The organism is Planctomycetaceae bacterium (assembly GCA_039680605.1).
Lineage (GTDB): Bacteria > Planctomycetota > Phycisphaerae > SM23-33 > SM23-33 > JAJFUU01.
Window position 1 is genome coordinate 95647 of the sequence record JBDKTA010000043.1, and the last position, 15118, is coordinate 110764.

Annotated in this window: 10 protein-coding genes; 7 read left to right on the forward strand and 3 right to left on the reverse strand. The window is 65.0% G+C overall.

Features of this window, described 5'->3' with window-relative positions; all coding sequences use genetic code 11:
- Window positions 1-19 precede the first annotated feature (19 nt).
- From ABFD92_12680 to ABFD92_12690, 3 genes are all read left to right on the forward strand, one after another.
- Window positions 20-1471 (forward strand): GDSL-type esterase/lipase family protein, encoded by a 1452-nt coding sequence (locus tag ABFD92_12680; GenBank protein MEN6505392.1) that lies wholly within the window; start codon window positions 20-22, stop codon window positions 1469-1471.
- 158 nt (window positions 1472-1629) lie between these two features.
- Entirely contained in the window at window positions 1630-3174 is a 1545-nt protein-coding gene (locus ABFD92_12685; GenBank protein ID MEN6505393.1) for a hypothetical protein, read from the forward strand.
- Between the two features lie 22 nt (window positions 3175-3196).
- The gene (locus ABFD92_12690; protein ID MEN6505394.1) at window positions 3197-3355 is read left to right on the forward strand and encodes a hypothetical protein; all 159 of its coding nucleotides are present in this window, start codon (window positions 3197-3199) and stop codon (window positions 3353-3355) included.
- Window positions 3356-3514: 159 nt separating this feature from the next.
- On the opposite strand, the gene ABFD92_12695 is transcribed toward ABFD92_12690, so the two are convergent.
- On the reverse strand, window positions 3515-4627 hold the full coding sequence (locus ABFD92_12695) for a Gfo/Idh/MocA family oxidoreductase (protein ID MEN6505395.1): 1113 nt from the start codon (window positions 4625-4627) through the stop codon (window positions 3515-3517).
- Between the two features lie 275 nt (window positions 4628-4902).
- On the opposite strand from ABFD92_12695, the gene ABFD92_12700 reads away from it, so the two are divergent.
- Window positions 4903-5676 carry a PEP-CTERM sorting domain-containing protein gene (locus ABFD92_12700; protein ID MEN6505396.1) on the forward strand — a complete coding sequence of 258 codons (774 nt, stop codon included), beginning with the start codon at window positions 4903-4905 and terminating at the stop codon, window positions 5674-5676.
- Between the two features lie 61 nt (window positions 5677-5737).
- Here ABFD92_12700 and ABFD92_12705 read toward each other — a convergent pair whose 3' ends face one another.
- Both ABFD92_12705 and ABFD92_12710 read right to left on the reverse strand, forming a co-directional pair.
- The gene (locus ABFD92_12705) at window positions 5738-8104 is read right to left on the reverse strand and encodes a glycoside hydrolase N-terminal domain-containing protein (GenBank protein ID MEN6505397.1); all 2367 of its coding nucleotides are present in this window, start codon (window positions 8102-8104) and stop codon (window positions 5738-5740) included.
- Between the two features lie 80 nt (window positions 8105-8184).
- Window positions 8185-10428 carry a glycoside hydrolase N-terminal domain-containing protein gene (locus ABFD92_12710; protein MEN6505398.1) on the reverse strand — a complete coding sequence of 748 codons (2244 nt, stop codon included), beginning with the start codon at window positions 10426-10428 and terminating at the stop codon, window positions 8185-8187.
- A 172-nt stretch (window positions 10429-10600) separates the two neighbouring features.
- Here ABFD92_12710 and ABFD92_12715 point away from each other — a divergent pair, with 172 nt between their 5' ends.
- The 3 genes from ABFD92_12715 to ABFD92_12725 all read left to right on the forward strand — a co-directional run bounded on the left by ABFD92_12715 (window position 10601) and on the right by ABFD92_12725 (window position 15084).
- The gene (locus ABFD92_12715; protein MEN6505399.1) at window positions 10601-13165 is read left to right on the forward strand and encodes a cation-translocating P-type ATPase; all 2565 of its coding nucleotides are present in this window, start codon (window positions 10601-10603) and stop codon (window positions 13163-13165) included.
- A 156-nt stretch (window positions 13166-13321) separates the two neighbouring features.
- On the forward strand, window positions 13322-14215 hold the full coding sequence (locus ABFD92_12720; protein ID MEN6505400.1) for a PfkB family carbohydrate kinase: 894 nt from the start codon (window positions 13322-13324) through the stop codon (window positions 14213-14215).
- Window positions 14212-15084 carry a sialate O-acetylesterase gene (locus ABFD92_12725; GenBank protein ID MEN6505401.1) on the forward strand — a complete coding sequence of 291 codons (873 nt, stop codon included), beginning with the start codon at window positions 14212-14214 and terminating at the stop codon, window positions 15082-15084. The genes ABFD92_12720 and ABFD92_12725 overlap by 4 nt, the downstream gene beginning before the upstream one ends.
- The last annotated feature ends 34 nt before the right edge of the window (window positions 15085-15118 follow it).

The following is a 15118-nucleotide window of genomic DNA, read 5'->3' on the forward strand; positions in this document are numbered from 1 at the left end:
CTGATCACAGGAGACACCCATGAGCGCACGTGTAATGTTGTGGACTGTGGTGGCGGCTGTGGCGTTGCTGGCCGGATCGACCGTGGCCAACGCCAAGACCAAGGTGGCCGTCGCCGGCGATAGCCTGGCGACCAACTCTGAAGTTCCCTGGCCGGCCGTGCTGGGCAAGCTCCTGGGCGACGAATATGAAGTGCAGACTTTCGGCGCCAATGGGCTGAGCGTGCTGACCAACACATACCGCTCCATTTGGGTGCGTTACGAGCATGCCAAGGCCGCCGAGTATCGCGGCGACATCACGATCCTGGCCTTTGGCGCCAACGATGCCAAGCCCGGCAACTGGGCCCGCAAACGTGAATGGGTCGGCCTGTACAAGCGCCTCATCGGCATGTACAAGGGCGAGAATCGCAAGATCTACATCGTCCTGCCACCGCCGCCAACGTCCGAGGCGCCGTACGGCATCGACAAGAAGATCCTCCAGGAGGAACTCATCCCGACTCTGAAGAAGATCGCTGAGGAAACCGGCTGCACCATCATCGACACCAACACGCCCCTGCAGGGGCGCGACGACACCATCGGCGGCGACCACCTCTACCCCACGCTGGTCGGGCACGAGATCATTGGCAAGGTCGTCTACATGGCCCTGACGGGTAAGACCGTCGACCTGCCCGCTCCGCCTAAACCCAAGTCCAAAGAAGAAGTCGTCGCCGAGAATGCGGCCAAGGCCGTCACCGCCGCCCACGTCAAGACCATGAACGTCGGCGACGTGGCCGAACTGACGCCCGAATACGTCCAGAACGAAAAAGGCGACGGACCCGACGGCAAGGGCAACACCGAAGACGACACCTGGCAGTTCTGGTTCGAACTGGCCCACGCCATCAAGAGCTTCCACCGCCTGAGCCTGGCCACCAAGACCATGCCCGCTGACCAGCGGCTAAACGGCATCTTCGATCCCAAGAGCCGCCCCGGCCACCAGAAGAAAGTCACCGGTCCCATTGGCGGCAGCACGCCAAACCCCAAGGACACCGAAGGCTGGATCTTCATGACCGACTGGGACGGCCGCAACGAAGGCTGGTGGGGCGACCTCAAGGCCAAGCAGGTGCTGGCGCACCCGTTCGTCGAGAAGAACAGCCACTGCTGTGTGGCGGTGAGCTTCCGCGTCCCAGCCGACGGCGCCTACGACGTCACTGGCACGCTGACGGACCTGATGGTCGCCAAGATACCGCAGTTGACGGGCATTACCTGGCGCGTCGAGGTGGCCAAGGAGTGGAAGGGCAACGAGAGCCCTGCTCCCGACACGATCGCCGCCAAGGGCGGACCCATCGGCGACGGCAAAGGCCCCGACAGCGCGCCCTTTGAAGCCAAGAGCGTCCAGTGCAAGAAAGGCGAGTTGATCCGCCTGGTCATCGATCCAAACAACAACTGGGGCACCGATATGACCAAGGTCGAGCTGAAGATCAAACGCGTCCAGTAGCGTTTTGGTGGCACAGGCTTTCCAGCCTGTGACTGCACAGCCTGGAAAGGCTGTGCCACCGACCCGTGAAAGCGTATCCGCCTCCAAACGCCCCGGCATTGCAATGCCGGGGCGTTTGCTGTACACAGGCGTTAGACCCTGTTGAAAGGATTGAACCCATGATGCGATATTCGCTCTGTGCATCCATCCTGCTGCTGGCCACTGCCGCCTCCGCCGCCGACGACGCCAAAGGCCCGCAGCTCAACGCCGTCAAGGCGACCTTCAAGTACAGCTCCGACGAGGGCAAGACCTACGCCCTCGATGCCTTGCCGGATCTGCCCTCCGCCGGCCGTGTGTCGGTCTTCGGCCGCGCCGAGATCACCGTCGATGACCCGGCGAAAATCGGCATGCTCTGGCTGACGACGGTGCGCGACAGCGGCGGGCTGTGCCCGGTCAACGACCGCGCGATCGGGCCCAAGTACGTCTGCAACTCGCCGGTGCTGCTCAACGCCAAGGTGCAGCTCAACGGCAAAGACGTCCCGCCTCAACTGCCCGACATGCTGGTGCTTCGCTGGGCGATCGACCCGGCGCTGCTTGTCAAAGGCCCCAACGTCATCACCTTCAGCGGCCAGGGATGGAACGCCCTGGTCAACTGCGGTTCAAGCGAGAAAGTCCCGCTGGCCTTTCGGCTCCAGTCCACCGCGCCCGACGCCCCAGCCCTGCGATCCGGTCCGGCGCTGGGACCGCTGGGCGATGAGTATTTCACGCTGGCGGCCCGAACGTGGATCCCCTGCGAAATGAAAGTCACCGTCACGCCGACCGAACCGGCCGGAGCAGCGGCGACGCACACCGGCCCGCGGGAGATTCTGCACAAGCTGCGAATCCCTCTGCCCAAGGGTACCAGGAAGTTCACGTATGCCATCGAGGCAGGCGCCTCCAAAGCCGGGCCGTGGACTGTGCGCGTCCCTGACGAGAAGACCCTGCGATTCGTCGTGCTCGGTCAGACCGCCACCGGCTCGGGCGTGGCCGGACTGCTCAAGGCCAAGGCCGCCCTGGAAAAGGTCGATCCGGATTTTATCGTCCACACCGGATCACTGGTGCTGATGTCGTACTGGGACTTCGCCTGGGATGACTGCCTCTTCGCCCCGTGGGGCGACTTGCTGGCCCACGTGCCGATGGTCGGCGTGCCCGCCTACCGGGACCTCTACTCCAGTGCCTTCCTCAATTTTCTTTACCATCCCAGCGCCGATGGAAACTGGGCGCAGTGGACCTGGACGGCAGGACCCGTGCGGTTCATCGGCCTGGACGGCTGGTCTGCTGCCGCCAACGCCGCCGCGACCGCCAAGTGGGTCGAGGACGTGCTCAAGGACGCCAAGGAACCGTACGTCTTCGACATCACGTCGTATCCAGCGTATACGACCAACGCCTTCGGGCGCGGGATCGCCGGCCATAACTACGACAAGGAGACCGTCCAGCCGCTGCTGGCCAAGTACAAGGCCACCGCCTCTCTGGGCTGCACGGGCAAGTACGAGTACATCCCCGCGCCCAACGCCAACGCGGTAGACACGCTGATCACCGGCGGCGTCGGCGCCCCGATGGCCCCGGGCTGGAACAAGTACAACTACGTGATCTTCCAGATCAAAGACGGCAAGTGCAGCGTGCAAGCCGTGGCGTACGAAACCGGCGAAGTGCTCGACCGCCGGACGTTCGAACCGAGAAAGTGAATTGCGGGATTAGCAGGCCCCTATGGAAATACAGGCAGACTTCAAAGAGTTGCTCGCGTTGTTCAACGCACACGGCGTTGAGTACGTTATTGTCGGCGGCTACGCCATGGCGTTCCACGGCGCCCCGCGAGCCACCGGCGACATCCCCGGCCAATGCTCAGCGAGTATCGGACGCCCTTAAAGACTTCGGATTTGGCTCACGACAAGAGCCGTAGTTCCACATCATCATCGCAATAAAAGACATGGCGACCCGCGAGAAACAACAACGCGTGTCGCCATGCCACCCGGAAACGCCCGGGCAAGTAATCCGCAATCCGAAATCCACAAATCCGAAATCGGATCAATCCTTCATCGCCACCGGGTCGCCGCGGAGGATGGGCAGCGGGTGCGGGCGCACCAGGATGCCGCCCTGCTCAAACGACTCCATTGTCGCCCAGGTGTATTCGAGAACGGCCAGGGCGTCGCGCCCGCTGGCGCGGAGCTTTTCCTTGGGGACGCCGTTGGTGATGTCTTCCAGGAAAGCGTGAATGCGATTAGGGAACGTCGCGCCGAAATCGCTCGTGCCGGATTCGAAGACCTCGCTCGATGCGGTCTGGCCCATCATGCTGCCGCCGGTGGGCGTCGGGGCCGGCCAGAACGTCATCTTCTCGATGCAGTTCTCGATGCAGAACGTCCCGCGCGTGCCTGCCACTTCCACGCTCCACCAGCCGCCCAGGCCGTACGCCACGTCGCCGCGCTGGCTGAGCAGGTAACCTACCGCGCCGTTCTCGAAGCGGCAGTGGATGCTCGCGATCGACAGCATCGCGTCGCCGGCGTGGCGGCGCAGGCCCGTCTTGTCGACGAACGCCTGCAGGTGCGTGATGTCGCCGCAGAAGTAACGCATCACGCTGAAGGGATGCGTCAGGAACGCCTTGAGGTGAGCGTACTTGAACCCGCCGAACCGCGAGCCCTGGTTGGGGTTGTACGTCTCCTCGCCGCCGTTGAAGCCCATCTTGTGCAGGCAGTACACCAACTCGCCCACGTGACCGTCGGTCATGTGCTGGCGGGCCTTCTCGGCCGTCGGCGTGAAGTAGTGGTTCAGGTTGCAGCCGAGGTACACGTTCTTCTCGTACGCCTTGGCGACCATCTCCCGCGCGCAGACGATGTCGTTGGAGATGGGCTTTTCGACCAGCACGTGCTTGCCGGCATCCATCGCTTCCATGGCCGGCTCATAGTGCCAGCTTCCGTTCTCGTACCCGCCGGTGCTGACGTCGACGATGTCCAGATCCTCGTTGGCCAGCATGTCCTTGAGGCTGTAGTACTTTTTGACGTTGTACTTGGCAGCCAGGTCGTCCGCGCGGTCCTTATGCACGTCGCAGACGGCCACGAGCTTGGCCAGGGGGTTCTTCGAGTAGCAATCGGTATGCGACGAGCCGATTCCGCGCAGTCCTACGACACCAACTTTGAGAGCCATGTGGGCGGCCTCCTAAAAAGGTTCCTTTAGTTTACACATTTTCGACCCCGGACGATACGACTGGGCTCCCCGCGCGTCAAGAGGATGATTTGATAAGACTTTTACCGTTTTGCGCCGCGGGCGTGAAGTGGGAGCGAGGTCGTCGCTAGAATTCGTCTTACATCCGCGGCACTCCTGCGGACACGCCTATACGGGGTTAGGAAAGGGGGGACGTTGTCATGGGAAACCACTCTAAATTTGTTCTGTCTTCTGTCATCGTGCTACTGATAGGCCGGGTGCTTCTGTCCGATGCTTCAGCGGCCCTGCTCGTGCAGGGATACAATGCCGCTCGCAACGACCGCTTCTATGTCGGCGTCGACAAGGCATTCGTGGGAGACCCGTACGACTGGTCGGGGGTGGGGCGCCTGGTCGGCAGCGAGACGTGGGCGACGATGATCTCGCCCAGCTACTTCCTCAGCGCCGTGCATTACCATCCCGGCGCCGGTTCCACGATCCGCTTCTATGCCACCAACGATCCGGCCGGGCCGTACGAGGATCACGTGGTGGCGTCGGGGGTTCAGATCGGAACCTCCGACGTCTGGGTGGGCAAACTGACAGCGCCGGCCAGTTCGGCCGTCGCGACCTACCCGCTCTTTGTCCCCGGCGACCCGGTGGACCTGGCGGGAATGGCGATGGAGATTATCGGCAGGAGCAATCTCTCGAGCACGCAGACCAACATCCGGATGGGGCGCAACGTCATCAACGTCGTCAGCAGCCAGCATCTGTGGTGGACGTACGACACGCCCGGCCTGGGCGACGACGAGGCCCAGACTGCCAATGGCGATTCCGGGGCCACCAGCTTTGTCGTCTGGAACGGTCAGCCTGGCGTGGTGGGCATCCACCACTACATAAACGGCGATTCCATGCCCTCGTACTACGTTCAGCAGATCCGCGATGCTATGGGCAGCGAAATGCTCCGAATCATTCCCGAGCCTGCCACCATGAGCCTGCTGCTGGGCGGGGCTGCGATGCTGCTCCTGCGAAAACGACGAACCGGCGCTGGTCGCTAAAGTAGAAATGCGGATCGGACGGAGGGTGGCACAGCCTTTCCAGGCTGTGCCACCCGAGGTATCAGTCCCGGCCGGGCGTCAGTTCATAGCTGGCGCCCGGCCGGGTGGGGAAGACGAAGCACCCGCGCGCGTCGGCAGCAAGCTGCACCATGGCACGGGCGTCCCGCCCGTGAGTAGCATGGGCGTCTCGCCCATGCTCTTCCCCTGTGGCATGGGCGTCTCGCCCATGCTCCCCGGCGCAGGAAACCAGCACGGCCCGACCCGTGCCGAACGGATCGGCCAGCGTGCATGGCCCGCCCTTCTCGCTGACAATGCAGACTCGCTGCGTAGCCCCCTGGCACCGCCGGGCCGACACCAGGAACGCTCCGGTTGCGCGAAGGGCGGCGAATGACACATCGCCCCAGTTCGCAGGCACGGCTGGAAATACGCGAATCACACCATCGAGACTTTGCAGCAGCATCTCATTGACCGCGTTGGCCAGGGCGGTGGTAGCCTCGATCTGCATGACGCCGGAGGTCACGTCGCCGCTGCGGTAATGCGGCACCGATCGCAGCAGGTGCAGACCGTTCTCCAGCACCGTGCTATCGAGATAATCAGTGAGCAGCGCCGCTGCCTCGTCGCCCAGGCCCAGATGCGCCGCCGCGGCGGCGCACCAGGTCATCAGGTGGCCGGCGCCCTTGAACCGCGTCACAACCGCCCGATAGATTTCCTCAGCCGTCGCTCGCTGGGCGTCGCTGCTGCCCAGACCGACCTGGCCGCCCGGGTACAGCGGAGCCATCGTGACGGGCATGGGCCTGCACGCGGCCCAGCGGTCGCCTTCGAGATCGAGCAGTCGCCCCTGCGCGTCGGTCGGACAGGGCGCCAGATGGTCGAGGATCGCGATCCATCGCCGGCGGTCCGCCTCGTCGACGCCCAGCACCTCGGCGGCCTCGACCAGCCCCTCGAAGAGGATGCGGACGAAGGCCAGGTCGCCGGTGGGGTTGCGGCCCCAGGCCATCATCAAATACCCGCGCGTGTCGGGCATCTCCGGGGCATAGCTGGGAAAAAGATTGTACGTGCCGGCCTCGTCCTTCTGCAGCAGGTCCTCGTAGAACAGGCTCAGTTCCTTCAGGAACGGGTATGCCTGGGCGAGGAACTCTTCGTCCCGCGAGTACAGCCAGTGCCAGCGGAAGCCCTGGGCGATCCACGCCCCGGCGCCCGGCCAAGCCCACGGGGCGGCCAGCTCGTGCCCGTGCGGGCCGGCGGCGATGGGATAGTACAGCCCGCGGCGGCGGAAGAACTCTTTGGCCGCGCGGCGGGCTTCGTCGCGCATCTCGACGGCGAAGAGCCGGTAGTACGGCTCGGTCAGCTCCAGATGATTGGCCGCGTAGAGCGGCCAGAAGATCATCTGGGTGTTCATGTCCGTGTGGTAGTCGGTGTGCCACGTCGGACGGTTATACTTGTTCCAGATGCCCTGCAGGCCCGGCGCTTTGCGCCCGGGGCGGCTGCTGCAACCGAGCACGTACAGCCCGACGCGCCAGTGACGCTCGAGTCGGGCATCGGGCAGGGCGATGTTCGATCGGGACCAGAAATCGCCCCACCAAGAGCGGTGAGTCTTGGCCAGTCGCTCCGGCGAGCGAATATCGTGACTCGCCAATCGATCACTCGCGGCTTCGCGCGTGGACTGCCCCGGCACGTCGAACGAACTGACCACCGTCGCCAGCAGCACAACCGGTCCGGTGCAGACATCGATGGCGAAGATCGCCTCGTCGCCGGCGAGCGACCACCCGCCGCGAGCCCCCAGCACGCGAACGGCCAAGGTGAACGTCACGCTGTTGGCGATGGTCATGTTCAATCCGGCGATGTCGCCGGCCTGCCAGGCGGTCGGCTGATCGTAGTCCAGGCTCTGCGGCCGCCAGAGGCGCAGCTTGCCCCAGAGCTTCCGCTCGTCGGGCGAGAGGGCAATAGTCACCGGGATCACGCCCTGCCGCGCCGGTACGAACGTCTCGACGCTCAGGCTCTGCCTGCCCTCGCGATATTCCGTGCTGTCGCTGCTGACGCGGGCTGTGGCCGTCGCCAGATCCAGCTCCTGCGAAAACTGCACCACGCGCTCGCCGGCCAGCAGCGACAGGTCCAGTTGCCCGCAAGAGATCATGCTCGGGCGCGAGCAGTTCTCGGCCGCCAGCCAATTCTTGAAGATGCGGTTGTAGCTTTCAAAGTCCTCCCGCTGGGCGATGGCCACCATCTCATCGAACGTCAGCCCCTCCGGCAGCCCCTGCCCGGGCGCGACGCGATAATCCCACACGTCGGACTTGTTGAACGCCAGCGTCAGTTGCTCGGGGCCGCCGTAGAGCATCATGCCAATGTCGCCATTGCCCATGGGCAACCCCTCGACCCACTGGGGCGTCGCGTGATCGAGGACGATCTTTGTTGTCTGCTCAGTGCTCATTTTTGTTGTTGCTGAAAGTAGCCCACGGTGGAGCGGTCCGACGCAGGCGGACCGCGGAGCCGTGGGTATGATTCATTTGATCATTTGGAGCCCCCGGAGGGGGTGACTGAATACGATTGCCCGGATTGCGTCTCGAATCGGAAACAGCCGTCTGCGTCGGTCGTCAACTCCACATTCTTTCCGGAGGAAGACAGCACCGCCCGGCCAGCGCCGAACGGATCGGCCACGACGCACAGACCGCCCTTCTCGCTGTCGATGCGAACCCGCGTGGTCTTGCCGCTCTCGCGCTGGGCCGAGACCAGGAACGCTCCCACCGCGCGCAGCGTCTGGAACGATGCGTCCTTCCAGCTCTCCGGCACGGCCGGGAACACGCGGATGACGCCCTTGAGGCTCTGCAGCAGCAGGTGCGCCACAGCCGCGGCCGTGCCGTAGCAGGGGTCCAACTGCATCATGTCATTCATGCCGTTATCGCGGCGGTGGTCGGTGCACTTGTGGATCGAGGCGACGGCATCGCCACCCTTGCCCAGTTGGGCGGCCGCACACGCCAGCCAGATCGAGCAGTGGTTTCCGCCGTCGTAGTGCCCGCGGATGCGCTTGAACGTGTTCCACGCCACCTGTTGCACCGATGGCGGGCTGGCGACGTCGACCTCGGCCGCCGGCCAGAGCGGACCGATCCGCGGGATCGACGGCTCAAGCACGAGGTATTCCTCATTCTCGACATCGAGCCAGTACCCCAGCTTTTCGGGATACGGCGGCAGATGTTCGAGTATCTCGCTCCAGCGGGTGCGGTCGCCCTCGTCCACGCCGAGCACGCGCGAGCTTTCGATCAAGGCCGTCAGCAGCACGCGCAGCATCGCCAAATCCATCGTGACGTTCTTGCCCCAGCACATCATCAGCCACGCGCGCCAGTCGATCATCTCCGGCGAAAACGACGGGCCCAGATCGTACAGGCCGCGGTCGTTCTTGCTCAGGAAGCCTTCGTAGAACAGGCTCAGTTCCTTCAGGAATGGATACGCCCATCGCAAGAACTCGGTGTCCTGGCTGTACAGATAATGCCACCAGAAGTACTGGGCGACCCACGCCCCCGCGCCCGGCCAGGCCCACGGCGCCGCCAGCTCGTGCCCGTGCGGGCCTCCGGCCATCGGGATGTACAGCCCGCGGCGGTTGAAATATTCCTTGGCCGCCCGCCGCGTTTCGTCGCGCATCTCGACGGCGTAAAGGCGGTATAGCGGTTCGAGCAGCTCCAGATGATTGTTGGTGTACGCGCACTGGTGCAGGATCTCGACGTTGCCATCGGCGTGGTAGTCGGTATGCCAGGCGGGGCGATTGTACAGATTCCAGATCCCCTGCAGCCCCGGGGCCTGGCAGCCCGGCTGGCTGCTCGACCCGAAAAGGTACATCCCCCACCGCCAGCCCTTCTGCAGCGCCGCGTCCGGCACGTTCACGCTCGAGGCCGACCAGAACTTCTGCCACCACGCGCGATGTGGGTCTTCCAGTTCCGCCGGCGCATCGGGCGTAAGACCGCACAAGCGCGCGACGGCCGCCGAACGGGTGTCGTGATCGTCACGCGACGTGACGATCGTCACCAGCAGCACGAGCTTGCCCAGCTCCGGCGCGATCGTCAGCACCGCCTCGCTGGCCGAGGCCTCCCACGAGCACCGCCCGCCGACGACGCGCACGGCCAATGTGTAGTCGATGCTCTCCGGGATCGACACGTCGATGCCGGCGATGTCACCATCGACCCACGCGCTGCCGCCGGGGCAGTCCAGCGACTGCTGCCTCCACAGCCGCGCCTTGCCGAAGAGTTTCTTGTCAGGCACGTTGTAGATCGTGACGGGAATGACCTTGTCGCGAGCGGGCACGAACGTCTCGATGGTGAAAGCCTGCTTGTGCTCGCGATACTCGCTGCACGGGCAATGCACCCGCGCCATCGCGGTCTCCAGGTCCAACTCCTGGCGAAAGCCCAGTGACCGCTCGCCCGGCAGCAGGTTCAGGTCAAGCTGCCCGCACGGCTGAAGCGAAGGCCCCGACGAGTTCTCGCGCTCGAGCCAGTCCTTATAGATGGTGTCGCACCAGGCCCAGTCGCCAGCCCCTGCGCGTTTGACGAGCTCGTTAAACGTCGTCTTGTCTTCCGGCAGGCCCTGCCCCGGACTGATTCGATAATCCCAGACCGTGGACTTGTTGAACCCCAGCGTCACCTGCTGCGGCGAGCCATGGACGACAACGCCCATGTCGCCATTGCCCAGCGGCAGCCCCTCCACCCACTTCGGCGTGGGGTGATCGAGAACGATTCGTGTTTCGCCCGTGGGATCCGTCCTGCTCATTGCGGCTCCTGTGCCAGCCGATCAGCCGTGTACGACTGCGGCATGATGAACATTGTTCTACGCATGGATTAATCATCAGCGATTCCTGCGAATAAATCCATGACCTCCATGGGGAACATTGCGATGATAAAACTCTGTGGCGTGGGCGAGATCCATGCCCATGCCAGGACCCATGCCAGATACTTTCTTTGATATCGACGCGATCACCGGCCTGACCGACGAGCAGGCGCAGGACCGCCTCGCGCGCGAGGGGTACAACGAACTGCCTTCCACGCGGCGGCGCGGGCTGGGGTCGATTGCCCTGAGCGTCATCAAGGAGCCGATGTTCCTGCTGCTGGTGGCCTGCGGGGCGGTGTACATGGGCGTGGGCGATTTCCAGGAAGCCCTGATGCTGCTGGGGTTCGTCGCGGTCATCATGGGCATTACCATCGTGCAGGAGCGTCGCACCGAGCGGGCGCTGGAGGCGCTGCGCGATCTGTCCAGCCCCCGCGCGCTGGTCGTCCGCAGCGGCAGGCAGCAGCGCATCCCCGGACGCGAGGTCGCCCGCGGCGACATGATCATCCTCACCGAAGGCGACCGCGTGCCCGCCGACGCCATCGTGCGGCAGTGCATGGGGCTGACGGCCGACGAGTCGCTGCTGACGGGCGAGTCGGTTCCGGTACACAAGACCGCCCGCGCCGCCGGCGACGAGTTCGACCGCCCCGGCGGCGAGGGGCTGGCCGGCGTCTTCTGCGGCAGCTTGATCACCGGCGGCCAAGGGGCGGCGCAGGTTGTGGCAACGGGCATGGCCACGCAGATGGGGCAGATCGGCAAGGCCCTGCAGACCATCGAGCAGCAGCGCTCGCCCCTGCAGCGCCAGACCGCCCGCCTGGTGCGCACGCTGGCGGCAGTGGGGCTGACGCTCTGCGCGGCGGTGGTGTTGGTCTACGCCCTGATGCGCGGTGGCGGCGCCCTGGAGTGGAAGAACGCCGTGCTGGCCGGGCTGACGCTGGCGATGGCCACGCTGCCCGAAGAGTTCCCCGTCGTGCTGACGATCTTTCTGGCGATGGGCGCGTGGCGCATCTCGCGCAGGGGCGTGCTGACGCGCCGCACCGCCGCGGTCGAGACCCTCGGGGCCACCACCGTCCTGTGCGTCGACAAGACCGGAACGCTGACGCAGAACCGCATGTCGATCAGCAAGCTCTGGACCGGCGACGACATCTTCAACCTGGCCACGCCCCACGATCGCCTGCCCGAGCGGTTTCACCGCCTGCTGGAGTTCGGCGTTTTGGCCAGCAAGAAAGACCCCTTCGACCCGATGGACCGCGCCCTCAAGGCCCTGGGGCGCGAGTACCTCGCCAGCACCGAGCACCTCCACGAGAGCTGGACCCTCGTGCATGAGTACCCGCTCTCGGGCGAACTGCTGGCGCTGTCGCACGTGTGGGTCTCGCCCGACGGCAAACGCGCGATGATCGCCGCCAAGGGCGCCCCCGAGGCCGTCGCCGACCTGTGCCACATGAACGACCCCCAGCGCCGCCGCCTCGTCGAGAAAGTTGCCGCCATGGCCGACGAGGGGCTGCGCGTCCTGGGCGTGGCTCGCGGCCTGCCCGCCGGACCCGACGACCTGCCCGGACGCCAGCATGACTTCGATTTCGAGTTCCTGGGCCTGGTGGGCCTGGCCGACCCCGTGCGCCCCGCGGTCAAGGCCGCCATCGAACAGTGCCACAGCGCCGGCATCCGCGTGATCATGATCACCGGCGACTATCCCGGCACGGCTGCCAACATCGCGAGGCAGATCGGGATGGACCCCGGCGGGATCCTCACCGGCTCGGACCTTGACGCGATGAGCGACGCTGACCTGCAGCAGCGTATCGCCGACACGAATGTGGTCGCCCGAGTCGTGCCCCAGCAGAAGCTGCGCATCGTCAACGCCCTCAAGGCCGGCGGCGAAGTCGTCGCCATGACCGGCGACGGCGTTAACGACGCCCCCGCCCTCAAGGCCGCCCATATCGGCCTGGCCATGGGCGGGCGCGGCACGGATGTAGCCCGCGAGGCGGCGAGCCTGGTCCTGCTCGACGACGACTTTTCCTCCATCGTTCAGGCCGTGCGCCTCGGGCGGCGGATCTTCGACAACATCAAAAAGGCCGTCGCCTACATCTTCGCCATCCATGTGCCCATCGCCGGTCTGTCGCTGGTCCCGGTGTTCTTCACCGGCCTGGACGATCTGATCCTGCAGCCGGTACACATCCTCTTTCTGGAGCTGATCATCGACCCGTCCTGCACGATGATTTTCGAAGCCGAGCCCGCCGAGGCCGACGTGATGTCCCGCCGCCCGCGAAACCCCGCCGAGCCGCTCTATTCGCTGCCGGTGCTGGCGTTGAGCTTGCTGCAGGGCCTGGTCGTGCTGGCGATTACGCTGGGCGTCTTCATCATCGCCCGCCGCAACGGGCACAGCGAAGACAATGCCCGCGGCCTGACCTTCGCCTCGCTGGTGGTGGCCAACCTGGCGCTGATCCTCACCAATCGCTCCTGGACGCAAACGGTCTGGGCAATGTTCAAAGTGCGCAACCGCGCCGTCTGGTTTGTCCTCGGCGGGGCCGCAACCTGCCTGGCGCTGGTGCTCTTCGTGCCGCCGCTGCAGCAACTGTTTCACTTCGCCCCGCTGCACGCCAACGACCTGCTGATCTGCCTGGCCGCCGGCGCTCTGAGCATCCTTTGGTTCGAAGTGCTCAAGATCCTCCGCCGACGCAAAGGTTAGCGGTCGAGCTTGCTCGACGTGGTTTTTGCTCCGGCGAAGGCGAGCGATCGGAGAAATAACCGCGTCGAGCAAGCTCGACCGTAACATGCCTCGAGTGCCTCTGACCTTGGTACTAACGCCCTTGTTCCCTGCCCTCTTGAACGTTAATGTTCAGGCATGCATTACGACATCACCTTTATCGGCCACATGTGTTACGACGAGATCACCGCCTACCAGGGCACGCCGCACGTCGCGCCGGGCAGCGCCGTGCTGTGCGGGGCGATGGCGGCCGTCGGCGCGGGGGCGACCGTCGCCGTCGTCGCCAAAATGGCCCCGGCCGACGCGCATATCCTGGCGCCCATGACCGACCGCGGCGTCACAGCGTTCGTCATCCCCGCCCAGGAGACCACATACAGCCGCGTGATTCACGAAAGCCCCGACCCGGACGTGCGGCGGCTGATCCTGGCCAAGAGCGCCGGATTCATCGCCCTTGACGAAGTGCCTGGGCTCGATTCGTCGTTCGTACACCTGGCGGGCATCAGCAACGAAGAGTTCACGATGGAACTGATGGCCGCCCTGAAGGCGCGCGGCTACAGCCTCTCGACCGACATGCAGAGCTTTGTGCGACAGGTGGACCCGCTCACGCGCGAGATCGCCTTCGCCGACGTGGCGGCCAAGAAGGACATCGCCGCCCTGATGGACCGCCTCAAGCTCGACGTCGTCGAGGCGAAGATCCTTACCGGCACCGACGATCTGGAAAAAGCCGCCCTGATCGTTGAGAGCTGGGGCTGCCCCGAGGTGCTCATCACCCGCCAGGATGGCGTCCTCGTGCGGGCCGGCGGGCAAACGCGCTTCGAGAAATTCAGCAACGCCAGCATCGTCGGCCGCACCGGCCGAGGCGATACCACCTTCGCCGCATACATGGCCTGGCGGCTGAATCACGCACCGGCCGAAAGCATCCGCTTCGCCGCCGCGCTGGTGTCGATCAAGATGGAAACAAAAGGCCCCTTCACCGGCACGCTGGATGCGGTACTGCAACGGATGACCCGCTCGCATGGAGCTAAACAATGAAGGCATTTGTTGCGGTCCTGAGTTCGGCATTTCTCCTGCTGCTGACTGCCTGCGGGCAACAATCACAAATGAAACCTGAAGCTGCTCACAACACGGACGGGCAACAAACCGTCAAAGTCTTCATCCTGGCCGGCCAATCGAACATGGGCGGGGCGGGCAACGTCGCCGAACTGTTCGAGCAGCAGCGCAAGATCCCGCCCAGCATCCGCCTCTGGGAAGGAGGGCAGTTCCGCGAGTTGGTATGGAACAAGAGCTTCGGGCCCGAGGTCGGCTTTGCCGACGGCCTGCTCAAGGCCGGCGTGGCCGGCCCGGTGGTGCTCGTCAAGCTCGGGCCCGGCGGCACGCACCTCTATGGCGACTGGGCCCCCGACGGCAAGGCCGACGCCAACGGGCGCGGCGGGCTCTACGCCAAGCTGATGGCCGAAGTGGCCGCGGCGACCCAGGCCATCGAAGCCCAGGGCAAACACGCCCGGATCGCCGGCATGTGCTGGATGCAGGGCGAACGCGACGCGCGCGACAAAGTCATGGGCGAATCGTACCGTGCCAACCTCAAGGCCTTCGTCGCCCGCCTCCGCAAGGACACGGCCGTGGCCGACATGCCCGTGGTCATTGCGCGCATCAGCCCCCGCAAGATCGTCGTCGATCTGGGCCCGGCCTTCCAGGTGCAGCCGTATCGCCAGGCGGTGCGAGAGGCGCAGGAAAAAGTCGCCCGCGACGACGGCCGCGCCGCCTGGATCGACGCCGACGACCTACCGCAGTTCGACAACCTGCACTACGACGCCGCCGGCCAATTGATGCTAGGCCGCCGCTTCGCCAGCGCCATGCTCAAGCTGATGGGCGTATCCGGCTGGGACAAGATCGTCCCATAGCGAAATACGGAGTGCGGCAGCCATAGCTGCCGCT

What these genes read in the sequence shown, in the direction of transcription:
- ABFD92_12680 (MEN6505392.1), top strand. Translation starts at nt 20, where the DNA reads ATGAGCGCACGTGTAATGTTGTGGACTGTGGTGGCGGCTGTGGCGTTG.
- ABFD92_12685 (MEN6505393.1), top strand. Translation starts at nt 1,630, where the DNA reads ATGATGCGATATTCGCTCTGTGCATCCATCCTGCTGCTGGCCACTGCC.
- ABFD92_12690 (MEN6505394.1), top strand. Translation starts at nt 3,197, where the DNA reads ATGGAAATACAGGCAGACTTCAAAGAGTTGCTCGCGTTGTTCAACGCA.
- ABFD92_12695 (MEN6505395.1), bottom strand. Translation starts at nt 4,627, where the DNA reads ATGGCTCTCAAAGTTGGTGTCGTAGGACTGCGCGGAATCGGCTCGTCG.
- ABFD92_12705 (MEN6505397.1), bottom strand. Translation starts at nt 8,104, where the DNA reads ATGAGCACTGAGCAGACAACAAAGATCGTCCTCGATCACGCGACGCCC.
- ABFD92_12710 (MEN6505398.1), bottom strand. Translation starts at nt 10,428, where the DNA reads ATGAGCAGGACGGATCCCACGGGCGAAACACGAATCGTTCTCGATCAC.
- ABFD92_12715 (MEN6505399.1), top strand. Translation starts at nt 10,601, where the DNA reads ATGCCAGATACTTTCTTTGATATCGACGCGATCACCGGCCTGACCGAC.
- ABFD92_12720 (MEN6505400.1), top strand. Translation starts at nt 13,322, where the DNA reads ATGCATTACGACATCACCTTTATCGGCCACATGTGTTACGACGAGATC.
- ABFD92_12725 (MEN6505401.1), top strand. Translation starts at nt 14,212, where the DNA reads ATGAAGGCATTTGTTGCGGTCCTGAGTTCGGCATTTCTCCTGCTGCTG.